Source organism: Streptomyces sp. NPDC003393 (assembly GCF_053589015.1).
On the sequence record NZ_JBSFRB010000012.1, the window covers coordinates 85,231 to 100,869 of the forward strand.

Below are 15,639 nucleotides of genomic sequence, written 5' to 3' on the forward strand. Positions count from 1 at the left end.
TGTGAATTCCCGTCACCGCGCTTGCTTTTCGGAAGCTTCCACCCTGAGCTCGCCGCCCGGAATTCCCGCATGCCTTCTTCCGTCCACGGCCGCGTGCCCTCGTCCACGTGCCCCGCCACGGCCGTAGGCCTTTCCTGCCCTGTGCATCCATGGAGTTCTTTCATGCTCTCCGCACCAGCGTCCGGTGTAGACCGGCGCCTTTTCCTCTCCTCCCTGCTCGGTGCCGCCGCGGCGGCCGCGGGGCTGAGCGGCTGCGCCGGTTCGAGCGCGGCCGCCTCGAAGTCGTCCGTCGATCTCTCCGCCCCGCTCGCGAACGAGGTTCCTGCGGGCACCAGCCTGAAGATCGCCTCCTATCAGGGCGTCCAGCAGTTGCAGTCCAGGCTCGCCGGGCTTCCCAAATTGCCGTTCACCGTCTCGAGTTGGCTGAACACGGGCGCCGGTCCCGATGTCATCAACGCCTTCCGCGCCAAGTCCCTGGACGTGGCCGCCAACGCGGGCATTCCGCCGATCCAGGCGCACTACCAGGGTTTCGACGCGAGGATCGTCGCCATCGGCCTGACCCGAAAACCCAATTACCTCTTCGCCACCAAGCCGGGCAGCGACATCCGTACGACGGGTGACTTCAAGGGGCGGAGACTTGCCTCGTCGCAGGGGCAGGCGCAGGGTGTCATGCTGCTGCGGGCGCTCAAGGAGGCGGGCCTGGCGTACGACGACGTGCGCCTCGTGCCGCTGACCAGCAACCAGTTCCGCACCGCCCTGCAGTCGGGCCAGGTGGACGTGGCGCCGCTCCAGAACAGCCAGGCGCCGGCGTATCTGAAGCAGTACGGGTCCAAGGGCGCCCACACCATTCCCACCGACGTCGTCGACCTGCTCAATCTGCTGTGGGCGCCGGCGTCCGTACTGGCCGACCGGGCGAAGGCCGCCGCCATCGCCGCCTACATCCCGCAGTGGGCCAAGGGCCAGGTGTGGCAGTGGGAGCACCCGGACGTCTGGAACCGGGAGTTCTACGTCAAGACGCAGAACCTGGCCCTCGCTCAGGCCGAGTCCGTCACCAGGCTCGCCAACAAGCCGCTGTTCCCGCCGAGCTGGGACGAGGCGATCCGGTGGGAGCAGGAGACCGCGGACCTGCTCGCCGAGGGCGGATTCGTGAAGAAGTTCGACGTCCGCTCGCTGTTCGACCGGCGCTTCGAGTCCATCGCGGCCGGGTCCGTGCCCGCCGAGTACCGGAATCGTCACCACGGCCGGCGCGGAGGCCGCCCACAACTTCGGCCTGGACGCCGAGCCCGCACACGCCGAGCGGTACGCCCGCGCCGCCGAGTTCCTGGACGTGGCGCTGAAGCTGTGGGACAGCTGGGAGGACGACGCGATCGTCGCCGACAAGGCGGCCGGCGTGTGGGGCGACGACGCCAGGATCCACCCCGCGCGGCACCAGGGGACGTACTTCAGTGTGGCGGGGGCGCTCAACGTGCCCCGCACACCCCAGGGGTATCCGCTGCTGGTGCAGGCGGGCTCCTCGGACGACGGCAAGGCGTTCGCCGCCCGGTACGCGGAGGCGGTGTTCACCGCCCAGCAGACGCTCGCCGACGCGCAGGCCTTCTACGCCGACCTCAAGGCCCGCGCCCGGCGCGCGGGGAGGAATCCCGACCACGTCAAGGTGCTGCCCGGCATCGTCCCGGTGATCGGCTCCACCGAGGCCGAGGCGCGGGCGGCGGAGCAGGTCCTCGAGGACCACATCGTCCACGAGCACGGCGTGGCCCGGCTGGAGAACCTGCTGCGCCTGGAGCCCGGCACCCTGCACCTGGACCGCGAACTGCCCGCCGACCTGCCGCCGGAGTCCGCGATCGAGGGCGCCAGGAGCCGCTACACGCTCGTGGTGGAGCTGGCCCGACGCGAGCGGCTGACCGTGCGGCGGCTGATCGGGCGGCTGGGCGGCGGGCGCGGGCACCTGACCTTCGCCGGGACGCCCGAGCAGGTGGCGGACGCCATCGAGACGTCGTTCACCCAGGGCGCGGCCGACGGTTTCAACATCATGCCCGCGGTGCTGCCCTCCGGCCTGGAGACCTTCGTCGACCAGGTCGTCCCGATCCTGCGCGGCCGCGGCCTGTTCCGCACCGCCTACGGCCCCCACCGGACCCTGCGGGACCACTACGGCCTGCCCCGGCCCGCCAACCAGTACCTGACCCCGGCCCCCACGCTCATCACCACCGCCCATCCGACCGTGCCGGCCGTCGAGGGCGCCCCGAACGTGCTGCCCGTCGACAGCGGGCGGGGGCGCGCCAACCACTGGCACACGGACGTCACCTTCGTCCTCAACCCGCCGCAGGCCACCAGCCTGCGTTCGATCACCGTCCCGCCGTACGGCGGCGAGACGCTGATCGCCAACGCGGCCACCGCCTACCGCGACCTGCCCGAGCCGCTGCGCCGCCTGGTCGACACCCTGTGGGCCGAGCACACCAACGACTACGACTACGCGGTCCCGGACGAGGCCGTCGACGAGGAGAAGGCGGCCCAGCGCGCCGAGTTCACCTCGATCGCCTACCGCACCGCCCACCCGGTGGTCCGTGTGCACCGCCTCACCGGTGAGCGCGGGCTGTTCATCGGCGGTTTCGCGCAGCGGATCGTGGGGCTGTCGGCCGGTGAGTCCCGCAAGCTGCTGGACCTGCTCCAGGTGTACGTCACCCGCCCGGAGAACGTCCTGCGTTGGCGCTGGTCCCCGAACGAGCTGGTGCTGTTCGACAACCGGATCACCCAGCACTACGCGATCGACAACTACGACGGCCTGCCCCGCCGGCTGAACCGGGTGACCGTCGCCGGTGACATCCCGGTCGGCATCGAGGGCAAGCAGAGCTACTCGATCGAGGGCGACGCCTCGCACTACACCCCCGTGGCGGCGTGACCGGCTCCCTCTTCCGATCCCCATGAGGAGGTAACCGGAATCTCACCCACCGCACCGGCGGTGTCCGGATACTGGACGCCCCCTTCGCGTGAGCGGACGGGCCGCCCAGACTGGCCGGGTTTTTGCCACCTCTTGCCCTGGGAGAGCCGCTTTCCATGCCCAGCAGCACGACCACGGACACACCACCGCGGCAGCGGGACGCAGCCGCCCTCTCCCACGGCCTCAAGCAGCGCCATCTGTCGATGATCGCGCTCGGTGGCGTGATCGGCGCCGGGCTGTTCGTCGGCTCCGGCGCGGGCATCGCCGCCGCCGGACCGTCGATCGTCCTCGCCTACGCCGTCTCCGGCCTGCTCGTCATGCTGGTGATGCGGATGCTCGGGGAGATGTCGGCCGCGCGTCCGTCCTCGGGTTCCTTCTCCGCGCACGCCGAGCGGGCGTTCGGCCCGTGGGCCGGCTTCACCGCCGGCTGGTCGTTCTGGGTGCTGCTGTGCACGGCGGTCGGCCTGGAGGGCATGGGCGCCGCGAAGATCGTCAACGGCTGGCTGCCGGGCACCCCGGAGTGGGTGTGGGTGGCGCTGTTCATGGTGGTGTTCTGCGGGACGAACCTGGCGGCGGTGAAGAACTTCGGCGAGTTCGAGTTCTGGTTCGCCGCGCTGAAGGTCGGCGCGATCACCCTGTTCCTGGTGCTGGGCGTGCTCGCCGTCGCCGGCGTGCTGCCCGGCACCGACTCCCCCGGCTCCTCGAACCTCACCGACCTCCTCCCCCATGGCGGCCAGGGCCTGATCATCGGCCTGCTCGCCTCCGTCTTCGCCTACGGCGGCCTGGAGACGGTCACCATCGCGGCGGCCGAGTCCCAGGACCCGGTGCGCGGGGTGGCGAGCGCGGTCCGCACCGCGATGTGGCGCATCGCCCTGTTCTACGTCGGCTCCATGGCGGTCATCGTCACGCTGGTCCCCTGGGACTCGGCGGCCGTCGTCGAGAAGGGCCCGTACGTCGCCGCCCTGGACCGCCTGGGCATCCCGGGCGCCGGGCAGCTGATGAACGTGGTCGTGCTGGTGGCCCTGCTGTCGGCGATGAACGCCAACATCTACGGCTCCTCGCGCATCGCGTACTCGCTGGTCGAGCGCGGCCAGGGGCCCAAGGTGCTGGCCAAGGTCTCCGGCGGGGTACCGCGCGCGGCCGTCCTGGTGTCGAGCGTCTTCGGCTTCGCCTGCGTGCTGCTCAGCTACTGGCGGCCCGACGACGTCTTCCCCTGGCTGCTGAACATGATCGGCGCGGTGATCCTGGTCGTCTGGATCTTCATCGCCGCTTCCCAGCTGCGGCTGCGGCGCCGGCTTGAGCGGGAGGCCCCGCAGCGGCTGGTCGTGCGGATGTGGGCGTTCCCGGTGCTGACCTGGGTGGCCCTGGCCGGCATGGCGGCGATCTTCGTCCTGATGGCCCGGCAGCCCGACACCCGGGTGCAGCTGTACTCGACGGGCGGGATGACGCTGTTCCTGGCGGCGGCCGGGTACGTCCGGCAGCGCGCCCGCGCCCGGCAGGACTGACCCGCCCCGCTTCCACGGGCGGACGCGGGAAGACCCCCGCGAGCTCGTGTCTCGCGGGGGTCTTCCGGTATCGCGGGCTCCGGGGGATGGTGTCGGGATGCGGACGTACTACTGCCACACCTGCGACGCCGACCAGCCGCACCGCAAGCTGAACGCGGCCGAGGCGGCCGTGCTCAAGGAGCGGCTGGGCCGCAACAGCGTGCACGAGTTCTGGATCTGCGAGGCCGTGCTCGACGCCGAGACCGGCAGGCAGTGCCGGAACCTGCGCACGGGCGGGAACAAGAAGCCGTTCGCCCGACCCATCAAGCTGCCCGTGCCCGAGTGAGCCGCGCGGTGCGCGTCACAGGTTGCTGAAGTCCGGTCCTGCCGTACGGGTGCGCTTGATCTCGTAGAAGCCGGGGATGGAGGCCACCGCGACCGTGCCGTCCCAGAGGCGGGCCGCCTGCTCGCCCTTGGGGGCGGGAGTGACGACCGGGCCGAAGAAGGCGATCTGTTCGCCGTCCGCGCCGGGCAGGGCGATGACCGGGGTGCCGACGTCCTGGCCGACCTTGTCGATGCCCTCCTTGTGGGAGGCGCGCAGCTCCGCCTCGAACTCGAAGTCCTCCTGGTCGGCGTAGTCGATCAGGTCGGCGGGCAGGCCGACCTCCTCCAGCGCGGCGGCCATGGCCTCGCGGGTGGGGCCCTCGCCCTGGTTGTGGAAGCGGGTGCCGAGCGCGGTGTAGAGCGGGCCCAGGACGTCGTCGCCGTGCTTCTGCCAGGCGGCGGTCACCACCCGGACGGGACCCCACGCCTTGGTGGTGAGCATCTCGCGGTAGTCCTCGGGCAGCTCGTCCAGTTTGGGCTCGTTGAGCACCGCGAGGCTCATGATGTGCCAGCGGACCTCGATGTCCCTCAGCTTCTCCACTTCCAGCACCCAGCGGGAGGTCATCCAGGCCCACGGGCACAGCGGGTCGAACCAGAAGTCGACGGGGGTCCTGCCGGCGGGGGCGGAGGCGGTCTCGGACATGACTCTCCTCGGTATGTGGTCTTTCCCCAGGCAACGTCGATCCTCGCCCCCGGCATTCCCGGCTGCCGCGTGTCAGGGCCGCATGGCAGGATCGGTGCTGTCCACATCGTGAACGCGACCCGAGGGAGTGCCGCCTGTGCCCGGTGAGAATCTGTCCCGCGAGGAGGCCCGGGAGCGGGCCGCGCTGCTGTCCGTCGACGGGTACGAGGTGTCCCTCGACGTGCGCTCGGCGGTCGGCGAGCAGGAGGGGGACGGGCCGCGCACCTTCCGGTCCGTCACCACGATCCGCTTCCGCTGCAACGAGCCGGGTGCCTCCAGCTTCGCGGACCTGATCGCGCCGAGCGTCACGGCGGTCTCCCTCAACGGCAAGGACCTCGACCCCGGTGAGGTCTTCGACGGCTCCCGGATCCTGCTGGAGGACCTGGCCGCCGACAACGAGTTGATCGTGGACGCCCGGTGCGCCTACTCGCGCACCGGTGAGGGCCTGCACCGCTTCGTCGACCCGGAGGACGGGGAGGTCTACCTCTACACCCAGTACGAGCCGGCCGACTCCCGCCGGGTGTTCGCCACCTTCGAGCAGCCCGACCTCAAGGCGCCGTTCCGCTTCGAGGTGCGGGCACCCGAGGAGTGGACGGTGTGGAGCAACGGCGCGGGCGAGCGGCACGCCGGGGTGTGGCGGTTCGCGGAGACCAAGCCGATCTCGACGTACATCACGTGTGTGGTGGCGGGGCCGTACCACTATGTGACGGACACCTACGAGCGGGTGCTGAAGGACGGGACGCGGCTGGAGATCCCGCTGGGCGCGATGTGCCGCAAGGGGCTCGCCCGGCACTTCGACTCCGACGACGTCTTCCTCGTCACCAAGCAGGGCCTGAACTTCTTCCACGACCACTTCGACTACCCCTACCCGTTCGGCAAGTACGACCAGGCGTTCGTGCCCGAGTACAACCTGGGCGCGATGGAGAACCCGGGCCTGGTGACCTTCCGTGAGGAGTACATCTTCCGCGGCAAGGTGACGCAGGCGTCGTACGAGGGCCGGGCCAACGTCGTCCTGCACGAGATGGCGCACATGTGGTTCGGCGACCTGGTCACCATGGAGTGGTGGGACGACCTGTGGCTGAAGGAGTCCTTCGCCGACTTCATGGGCACGTTCGCGAACGTGGGCGCGACCCGCTTCAAGGACGCCTGGATCACCTTCGCCAACCGCCGCAAGGCGTGGGCGTACCGCGCCGACCAGCTGCCCTCCACGCACCCGATCACGGCGGACATCCGTGACCTGGAGGACGCCAAGCTGAACTTCGACGGCATCACCTACGCCAAGGGCGCCTCCGTGCTCAAGCAGCTGGTGGCGTACGTCGGCCAGGACGCGTTCCTGGAGGGCGCCCGGCGCTACTTCAAGCGGCACGCCTACGGCAACACGCGCCTGGGAGATCTGCTGGCCGTCCTGGAGGAGACCAGCGGCCGGGACATGGCCGCCTGGGCCCGTTCCTGGCTCCAGACCGCCGGGGTCAACTCGCTGACCCCGGCGGTCCTGCTGGACGCCGAGGGCCGGATCGACGAGCTCGCGGTGGTGCAGGAGGCGGCGGAGTCGCTCCCCGAGCTGCGCCCGCACCGGGTGGCGGTGGGCCTGTACCGGCGCTCGGAGGCCGGGGAGCTGCAGCGGTACGCGCGCGCCGAGGTCGACGTGGACGGCACGCGCACGGTGGTGGCGGAGCTGGCCGGGCAGGACGCGCCGGAGCTGGTGCTGGTCAACGACGACGACCTCACCTACTGCAAGATCCGCTTCGACGAGACCTCGCTGGCCACGCTGCGCGAGCACCTGGGCGCCCTGACCGATCCGCTGGCCCGCGCGCTGTGCTGGTCGGCGCTGTGGAACCTGACCCGGGACGCACTGCTTCCGGCCCGGGACTTCATCGGTCTGGTGCTGCGGTTCGCGGGCCGCGAGTCCGACATCGGTGTGCTCCAGATGCTGCACGCGTGGGCGGACTCGGCGCTGGTGCACTACGTGGCACCCGAGTGGCGCGAGACGGGTGAGCGGCTGCTGGCCGAGGGCGCGCTGGCCGAGCTGCGCCAGGCCGAGCCGGGCAGCGAGCACCAGCTGGCGTGGGCCCGCTTCTTCGCCGCGGTGGCGGCGGCACCCGCCGACCTCGACCTGCTGAAGAGCCTGCTGGACGGCACCGAGGAGATCGCCGGCCTGGACGTCGACCAGGAGCTGCGCTGGGCGTTCCTGGGGCCGCTGGCCGCGCACGGGGCGGCGGACGAGAAGGTGCTCGCCGACGAGCTGGTGCGGGACGACACCGCCTCGGGCAAGCGGCACCAGGTCCGCTGCCTGGCCGCGCGCCCCTCGGCGGCCGTGAAGGCGCAGGCCTGGGTCCGGGTGGTGGAGTCGGACGCGTTGTCGAACGCGCTGGTGGAGGCGACCATCGCGGGCTTCGGCCGGCCCTCGCAGCGGCAGCTGCTCGCGCCGTACGCCGAGAAGTACTTCGCGGCGATCGAGCGGGTGTGGGCCGAGCGGTCGATCCAGATCGGGATGGACGTGGTCCGGGGCCTGTTCCCGGCGTTGCAGGACTCGCAGCAGACACTGGACGCGGCGGACGCCTGGCTCGCCGCGCACGAGGACGCCGCTCCCGCGCTGCGCCGGCTGGTGCTGGAGGCCCGGGACGACCTGGCCCGGGCGCTGCGCGGCCAGGCGTGCGACGCGCGCGGGTGAGCCGTGGGGGCGCCGCCGCACCGACGGCGCCCGAGCGGTCACCGGGTCACCCGGCCGGCCCTAGCTCTGGCCAAGGCTCGGGCGGGCGGTAACCGTTACGAAATTCGGTCAGGACACACCGTAACCCCTGGTCCTCCCTGAACGGACCAGGGGTTTTCGGCATCCGAACACCCGTCCTTTAGGGCGGGGTTGTCCGGGTTCGGTGCCGCTCTTGTAACAGCCGCTACAGGGCCGAGCGGGCGCGGGAACGTGCCGGGCATGAACCACAACACCCCGCTCTCCCCCCGCCCCCTGAGCCACCTGGCCGAGGCGCACTGCCGGGTCCTGACCGCCGCCCAACTGCGCGCCCACGGCGTGTCGGCGGCCGAGACCACCGAGCAGTGCCGCACCGGCGGTCCCTGGCAGCAGCTCCTGCCGGGCGTCTTCCTGCTGCACCCGGGCCCGCCGACCGGCGAGCAGCGGCTGCACGCGGTCCTGCTGTACGCGGCGCGCCCCCCTGCGCCCCGCAGGATGCCCGGGGTGCCGGCCCAGCCGACCGCCCAGCAGCCGCACCGGCCGGTGTACGCGGACGCGGTGATCACCGGACTCGCCGCCCTCACCCTGCACGGTTTCGCCGCCACGCCCCCGCTGCTGTCCCTGGAGCGGATCGACGTGCTGGTGCCGCGGCTGCGCCGGCTGCGCTCGACCGGCTGTGTGCGGATCGTGCGCACGGCCGACCTGCCCGTCCCGGAGTCGGTCACCGGTCTGCCGGTGGCGCCGGTGCCGCGTGCCCTGGCGGACACGCTGGCCGGCCTGGACGACGGGGACACGGTGCGGCGGCTGCTGACGGAGGCGGTGCGCGGCGGGCACTGCGAACCGGCCGCGGTCGTCCGGGAGCTGACCGGTGCGAAGCTCCTGACCCGGCCGCACGTGGTGGACGCGGTGGACTCGCTGCTGGCCGAGGGCCGGGCGATCGCCGAGGAACGGCTGTACCGGATGGTCTCGGAGTACGGCCTGCCCGACCCGGTGTGGAACGTGGACCTGCGGCTGCCGGGCGGCCCGCACCTGGGCGGCCTGGACGCCTACTGGCCGGAGCAGGCGGTCGCCCTCGAGCTGGACACCCGCGCACCCCGGGCGAACGACGACGAGTGGTCGGAGTACGCCCGCAGGCGCGAGCACCTGGAACGCCTGGGCATCACCGTCGTTCACCTCACCCCCAGGAAGCTGCGGGACACCCCGGACCAGCAGGCCACCGTGGTCCGCACGGCGCTGATGGCGGCGGCCGACCGCGACCCGGCGGCGTATGTCGTGGTGCTGCCGCGCTGACGGCTCCTCGCGGGTCCGCGGTCGCGGGACCCCCCCGGGGTGTGACGACAGGGCCTAGTGCGGCCGTGGCGCCGCCGACCGGCCCGCGGCGGGGCGCTCGCGCCACAGGCGCAGTCCGACGTCGACCAGCCCGACCCGTTCCAGGCCGGGCACCGCCTCCAGCGGGTGCCAGGCCGCCATGTCGGTCGAGCCGCCCGTCTCGTGGCGCAGTTCGCCGCCGGTGACCCGGCCCTCGTAGACGATGCGCAGGCCGTGGAAGTCGGCCTGGGCGCCGAGCGGGCGCGGGTAGGTGCGGCGGATGGAGTCGAGGCCGAGGAGGCGGACCGGTTCGACGGTGTAGCCGGTCTCCTCCTCGGCCTCGCGCACCACGGTGTCGTAGGGGTCCTCGCCGTGCTCCATACCGCCGCCCGGCAGGGTCCAGCGGCGGGCGCCGTCGCGCGCGACCCAGCGGGCCAGCAGCATCCGTCCGTCCCGTACACACACGGCGTAGGCCGCCACCCGCAACTCCTCACGCATGTGGAGACGTTACGGCACCCATGGGTTGGCCGGTGAGTATTCCGGCGGAGCCCAGCGCAGCGGCACCGCCCCGTCGGTCGCCGCCACCCGCGTGACGGCGAAACGGACCCGGCGCTCCCCGTCCGCACCGAACTCGGTGCGCGCCTCGCCCGTCAGCTGAAGCGCCGCCCCGCCGGTCCAGTCCAGGAACAGCAGCCCCGCGCGCGGGTCGGCGTGGAGGTTGCCCAGGGTGAGGAACATGGAGTTGCCCGGGTAGTCGCGCCAGAGCAGTTCGCGCGGCGAGAGCACCCGGACGAACCCGGGGTTGCCGCCGCGGTGGCTGACATCGGCGCCGTGCGCGTGCACGGTGGCCAGGAAGAAGGTGTCGGCGGCGGCCACCAGGTCCTGCTGCGCCACGGTCAGTTCGGTGCCCCGGCGCACCTCGCCCGGGGTGCGGTCGACCGTCTCGTAGGACTGCCTTCTCTGGAGGTACTTGGGGCAGTTGGAGAAGACCTCGTCCGCCTCGACCGCGAAGCCCCGCGAGGTGGGGCGCAGACGGCCGTTGAGGCGCATCCGGCGGCGGGTGCGCGGGTCGAGCGCGATGGTGCCGACGTGTACGCCGTCCCTCTCGTGCGCCCCGTCCGTGCTGTCCGGGCCGCCCGTGGCGAGGACCTTCGCCAGCGGGTCACCGGGGAGCACGCCGCCGGTGACCGACATCCGGTGCGGGCCGGTGGCCCGGACGAAGCCGGGGTCCCCGGTGAGCGGCGAGGCCCAGACGTCGCCGGTCGCGGGGTCGGCCGCGCCGAGGACGAGCAGCGGCTGGAGCTCCAGGAAGGCGGCGGCGACCGGTTTGACGCCCCGGCCGACGGACCGGCCCACGTGGTCGGCCGCCGCGCGCACCCCGACCCGGTCCTGAACGGCGCGCGAACCGGCGTGGTAGAGGCTCATGGCGGTGGGCTCCGCGACCGCCATGCCTAGAAGAACCCGCAGGTCGGGGCCGACTCGTGCGGGGTGGGCGCGTCCTGGGCGCCCTCCGCGGCGAAGATCTCCAGGCGGATGCCGTCGGGGTCGTGGAAGAAGATCCCGCCGGAGGCCGCGCGCTCGCGGTGGGCCACCACTCCCTCGTGGTGGAAGTCCACGCCGTAGGCGCGCAGGGCCGCCTCGTACGCCCGGACCCGCTCGATCGACTCGGCGGTGAAGGCCAGGTGGTGCAGTCCGGGGCGGCCGGCGTCGTAGCCGCCCGCCGACTGCTGCCAGAGGGTGACCACGGGCCGGTCGCCGCCGTCGCCGAGGAACGCGTACCGCCTGCCCTCCTCCTTGCCCTCAGCGAGCAGCGTGAAGCCGAGCACGTCCCGGTAGAAGGCGAGGGAGCGGTCGAGGTCGGTGACGTTCAGGCCGGTGTGGGCGGTGCGCAGGGACATGGGTGCCTCCTTCGGGCGTGGGCCGTACGGCTGCGGCGGCCCACCGGCCGGCAACCTCTCGGCTAACCTGTTACAAGCAATTAAAGAGTTAGAATGCACCCGCGTCAACCGATCACATACGCTTGAGGGGTTAGCACGGAAGGAGCCCCGGATGCCCAGCGCCCCCGACCCCCGACCGCTCACCGGCGAGCCGCTCGCACTCGACCTGCTCAACACGCACTGGAACCGGGACGGGGCCCTCCAGGACCTGCTCACCGACACCGACGGGCTGGCGGTGTGGCTGGCGGCCAACGGGCTGGACGACCGGTACGCGCCCGAGGACGCCGTACTGCGCCATCTGCTCCAGGCCCGGGACGCCCTCAAGACCGTCGTGGACAGGTCGGCCGTGGAAGGGGCGCCGCTCGTGGACGCCGTGCTCGCGCACGGGCGGATCCGTGCCGGGCTCACCGCCGAGGGTCCCGTCGAGCGGCCGGAGTTCGGCGATCCGGCGTGGGGGCCGGCCTGGCTCGCCGCCCGGAACTACCTCGAACTGCTCGCCACCGCGCCGGACCGGATCCGGAGGTGCGCCCACGAGGCGTGCGTCCTGCACTTCTTCGACACGTCGAGGAACGGTACGCGCCGCTGGTGCTCCATGGCCGCCTGCGGCAACCGTGCGAAGGCGTCCCGCCACTATGCGCGGTCGCGCCACTGAACCACCGCACGTCATAGGGGAGTTCGCACAGGTGTGTCCCTGCTGACGCATGGCGGAAGTACGCCATGAGTCCATCCCGCCACGGTCAACTCTCCCCAAACATCTTTCCCTTGGGTAAAGCTGAGCGATCGTCCGGCTCCGAAATCCGGACGACCGCGATCGAACCCGATCGCATCTCGCTGGTCTCTTTACCGACAAGGGATGCTGATGACCTCCGATCCCCAGCGCGTTCCGCTGCCGGGCGCGAGACGCCTGGCCCGCACCGCCGTGGCCGCCGGCGTGGTGGCCGCGCTCTGCGCGGCCGGGCCGATACCCCTGGCCGCCGCCGCCCAGGGCGGCCCCGCCCCGTCCGACCCGGCCGTCAAGTCGGCGAGCGCCAAGCTCGGTTCGGACGACGCCGACCTGCTCGCCGCCGCCAAGGCCGACGGCGCCAAGAACGTCACGATGATGATCGCGACCGCGCCCGGCGGGACCGAGCAGGTCGCCCGGCAACTGGACGCGGTCAAGGGCGGCTCCGTGGGCCGCACCTACGACAAGCTCGGCTACGTCCGCGCCACCGTGCCCACCGGACAGGCGGACGCGGCGATCGCCGCCGCCGAGAAGCTGTCCTCGGTGCACGCCATCGACCTGCGCCAGGAGATCCCGCTCGACGATCCGACTCCGGGCGCGGACACCGCGAAGGGCGCCGGAGCCGGCCACGGCACGAAGGGGACCACCTACTCCGGTCCCGGCAGGCACACCCCCGCCAAGAACCCGTACAACCCGTCCTTCGAGACGGGCGCCGTCGACTTCGTGAAGCGGAACCCGAAGTCGGACGGCCGCGGCGTCACCATCGGCATCCTCGACTCCGGCGTGGACCTCGGCCACCCGGCGCTCCAGAAGACCACCACCGGCGAGCGCAAGATCGTCGACTGGGTGACCGCGACGGACCCGATCATCGACGGCGACGCCACCTGGCGCCCGATGGTCAGCGCGGTCACCGGCCCCGAGTTCACCTACGGCGACCAGTCCTGGAAGGCCCCCGCGGGCTCGTACCAGATCAGCACCTTCAAGGAGTCCGCGACCGCGGGCGGGGACGCCAAGGGCGACGCCGACCGCGACGCCGACACCACCGACTCCTGGGGCATCCTCTACGACGCGGCGGCCGGCACCGTCCGCGTCGACCTGGACAACGACCACGACTTCACCGACGACGAGCCGATGAAGCCGTACAAGGACGGCTACCAGATCGGGTGGTTCGGCACCGACGACCCGAAGACCGACGTCGCCGAACGGCAGCCGTTCGTCGTGCAGATCCGCAAGGACGTGCCGATGGACCCCTACGGCGGGTCCTGGGTCGGCAAGAAGGCCGACTTCGTCAACATCGGCGTGATCGAGTCCGAGCACGGCACTCACGTCGCCGGCATCACCGCCGCCAACGGCCTGTTCGGCGGGAAGATGAACGGCGCGGCCCCGGGCGCGAAGATCGTCTCCTCCCGAGCCTGCACCTGGTCCGGCGGCTGCACCAACGTCGCCCTCACCGAGGGCATGATCGACCTGGTCGTGAACCGCGGCGTCGACATCGTCAACATGTCCATCGGCGGTCTGCCCGCGCTCAACGACGGCAACAACGCGCGGGCCGCGCTCTACACCCGCCTCATCGACACCTACGGCGTCCAGCTGGTGATCTCCGCGGGCAACTCCGGCCCCGGCGCCAACACCATCGGCGACCCGGGCCTGGCCGACAAGGTGATCTCCGTCGGCGCGTCCGTCTCCAAGGAGACCTGGGCGGCCGACTACGGATCGGTCGTGAAGACCCCGTACGCGATGATGCCGTTCTCCTCGCGCGGCCCGCGTGAGGACGGCGGGTTCACGCCGACGCTGACCGCGCCGGGCGCCGCGATCAACACCACCCAGACCTGGCTGCCGGGCTCCCCCGTCCCCGAGGCGGGCTACTCGCTGCCGGCCGGCTACTCCATGCTCCAGGGCACCTCGATGGCCTCCCCGCAGGCCGCTGGCGCCTCGGCCCTGCTGCTGAGCGCCGCGAAGCAGCGGCACCTGAACCTCACCCCGGCCGATCTGCGCACCGCGCTGACCTCGACCGCCCACCACATCCCGGGCGTCCAGGCCTACGAGGAGGGTGCCGGCCTCATCGACGTCGTGGACGCCTGGACGGCGATCCGCCTCGGCGCCACCGCCCACGACTACACGGTCAAGGCCCCCGTCGACACCGCGATCGACTACGCGCTCGAGACCCCCGGCTTCGGCACCGGCCTGTACGACCGCGAGGGCGGCCTGAAGGCCGGTCAGAAGAAGACGTACGACGTCACCGTCACCCGCACCTCAGGTCCGGACCGTCCGGTCTGGCACACGGTGCGCCTGGTGAACAACGCCGGCCACACCTTCCGTGTCGTCGGCGCCCCGCTGGTGCGGCTTCCACTGAACCAGCCGGTCACCGTCAAGGTGCAGGCCGCGCCGCGTTCGGCCGGTCTCCACAGCGCGATCCTCCAGGTCGACGACCCGTTCACGACCGGGGTCGACAAGCAGATCCTCACCACGGTCGTGGTGGCCGCCCCGGCCGCCCATGTCTACTCGGCCTCCGGCTCGGTGCAGCGCAACAGCACCCGTTCCTACTTCCTGACCGTGCCCGAGGGCGCGAAGTCGCTGGAGGTGGCGATCGGCGGGCTGAAGGGCAAGAGCCAGACGCGGTTCATCGCCGTCCACCCCTACGGCGTCCCGGTCGACAACACCTCGACCCCGAACTGCTACAGCAACTACTTCGACGGCAACGGCTGCCGGCCCGACGTACGCTCCTACGCCGACCCGCAGCCCGGCGTGTGGGAGGTCGAGGTCGAGGCGCGCCGCACCTCCCCGCTGCTGGACAACCCCTACCGGCTGGAGGTCACCGTCCTCGGCGCGGCCTTCGACCCGGAGACCGTGACCGTCCCCGAGGCGAAGGTCGGCACGCCGGCCACCGCCTCCTGGAAGGTGACGAACAACTTCGCGGCCCTGGACGGCAAGCTGGTCGGCGGCCCGCTCGGCTCGGCCGAGTCGTCCCGGCCCACCATCGCGAGCGGTGAGAAGCGGACCACGACGGTGACCGTCCCCGAGGGCGCCGAGTCCCTCGACGTGGCCATCGGCAACGTCTCCGACAAGTCGGCCGACCTGGACCTGACGGTGTACGACGCGAGCGGCCGGCAGGTCGCCCAGTCCGCGGACGGTGACTCGGAGGAGGCGGTCTCCATCGCCGCGCCCGCCGCGGGGACGTACACGATCGAGGTGGCCGGCTACTCGGTGCCGTCCGGCTCCACCGAGTACGACTACCGGGACGTGTTCTTCTCCGCCGCGCTCGGCACCGTCACGGTCGACGACTCGGCCGCGGTGAAGCTGGGCACCGGCGACTCCGCGACGGTCACCGGGAAGGTCACGGCGGCCGCCGAGGCACCCGAGGGCCGCGAGTTCTTCGGCCAGGTGCGGCTGGTGAACGCGCGCGGCACGGTCGCGGGCCAGGGCAGCGTGCAGATCGAGAAGGTCGTGCCGTAGCCGGCGGCGCACACGGCCCCGGGCGGGCGCCCGCCGATTCCGGCGGGCG

General features: G+C 72.0%; 10 protein-coding genes and 2 pseudogenes. 8 read left to right on the top strand and 4 right to left on the bottom strand.

Annotated features, from left to right (window positions below; all coding sequences use genetic code 11):
- Positions 1-162 precede the first annotated feature (162 nt).
- From ACWDUZ_RS15015 to ACWDUZ_RS15030, 4 genes and pseudogenes are all read left to right on the top strand, one after another.
- Positions 163-1,227: pseudogene (locus ACWDUZ_RS15015) on the top strand (ABC transporter substrate-binding protein); the annotation flags it as partial.
- A 1-nt stretch (position 1,228) separates the two neighbouring features.
- A pseudogene (locus ACWDUZ_RS15020) lies at positions 1,229-2,896 on the top strand (NtaA/DmoA family FMN-dependent monooxygenase); the annotation flags it as partial.
- Positions 2,897-3,051: 155 nt separating this feature from the next.
- Positions 3,052-4,440: an amino acid permease gene (locus tag ACWDUZ_RS15025; RefSeq protein WP_451632232.1), complete on the top strand. Its 1,389-nt coding sequence runs from the start codon at positions 3,052-3,054 to the stop codon at positions 4,438-4,440.
- A 97-nt stretch (positions 4,441-4,537) separates the two neighbouring features.
- Positions 4,538-4,765 carry a hypothetical protein gene (locus tag ACWDUZ_RS15030; RefSeq protein WP_451632233.1) on the top strand — a complete coding sequence of 76 codons (228 nt, stop codon included), beginning with the start codon at positions 4,538-4,540 and terminating at the stop codon, positions 4,763-4,765.
- A 15-nt stretch (positions 4,766-4,780) separates the two neighbouring features.
- On the opposite strand, the gene ACWDUZ_RS15035 is transcribed toward ACWDUZ_RS15030, so the two are convergent.
- Complete coding sequence (locus ACWDUZ_RS15035; protein ID WP_451632234.1) at positions 4,781-5,446, bottom strand: mycothiol-dependent nitroreductase Rv2466c family protein; 666 nt, start codon at positions 5,444-5,446, stop codon at positions 4,781-4,783.
- Between the two features lie 136 nt (positions 5,447-5,582).
- Here ACWDUZ_RS15035 and pepN point away from each other — a divergent pair, with 136 nt between their 5' ends.
- Both pepN and ACWDUZ_RS15045 read left to right on the top strand, forming a co-directional pair.
- The gene (pepN, locus tag ACWDUZ_RS15040; protein WP_451632235.1) at positions 5,583-8,156 is read left to right on the top strand and encodes an aminopeptidase N; all 2,574 of its coding nucleotides are present in this window, start codon (positions 5,583-5,585) and stop codon (positions 8,154-8,156) included.
- A gap of 258 nt (positions 8,157-8,414) precedes the next feature.
- Positions 8,415-9,461 carry a hypothetical protein gene (locus ACWDUZ_RS15045; RefSeq protein WP_451632236.1) on the top strand — a complete coding sequence of 349 codons (1,047 nt, stop codon included), beginning with the start codon at positions 8,415-8,417 and terminating at the stop codon, positions 9,459-9,461.
- 54 nt (positions 9,462-9,515) lie between these two features.
- On the opposite strand, the gene ACWDUZ_RS15050 is transcribed toward ACWDUZ_RS15045, so the two are convergent.
- Genes ACWDUZ_RS15050 through ACWDUZ_RS15060 form a run of 3 tightly spaced genes read right to left on the bottom strand, consistent with a single transcriptional unit; the run spans position 9,516 to position 11,377 of the window.
- On the bottom strand, positions 9,516-9,977 hold the full coding sequence (locus tag ACWDUZ_RS15050; protein ID WP_451632237.1) for an NUDIX hydrolase: 462 nt from the start codon (positions 9,975-9,977) through the stop codon (positions 9,516-9,518).
- 9 nt (positions 9,978-9,986) lie between these two features.
- The gene (locus ACWDUZ_RS15055) at positions 9,987-10,904 is read right to left on the bottom strand and encodes a pyridoxamine 5'-phosphate oxidase family protein (RefSeq protein WP_451632238.1); all 918 of its coding nucleotides are present in this window, start codon (positions 10,902-10,904) and stop codon (positions 9,987-9,989) included.
- Positions 10,905-10,930: 26 nt separating this feature from the next.
- Positions 10,931-11,377, bottom strand: coding sequence for a VOC family protein (locus ACWDUZ_RS15060; RefSeq protein ID WP_451632239.1), 447 nt, complete (start codon positions 11,375-11,377; stop codon positions 10,931-10,933).
- Positions 11,378-11,528: 151 nt separating this feature from the next.
- On the opposite strand from ACWDUZ_RS15060, the gene ACWDUZ_RS15065 reads away from it, so the two are divergent.
- The gene (locus tag ACWDUZ_RS15065) at positions 11,529-12,068 is read left to right on the top strand and encodes a CGNR zinc finger domain-containing protein (protein ID WP_451632240.1); all 540 of its coding nucleotides are present in this window, start codon (positions 11,529-11,531) and stop codon (positions 12,066-12,068) included.
- Between the two features lie 207 nt (positions 12,069-12,275).
- Positions 12,276-15,590, top strand: coding sequence for a S8 family serine peptidase (locus ACWDUZ_RS15070; protein ID WP_451632241.1), 3,315 nt, complete (start codon positions 12,276-12,278; stop codon positions 15,588-15,590).
- Positions 15,591-15,639 lie beyond the last annotated feature (49 nt).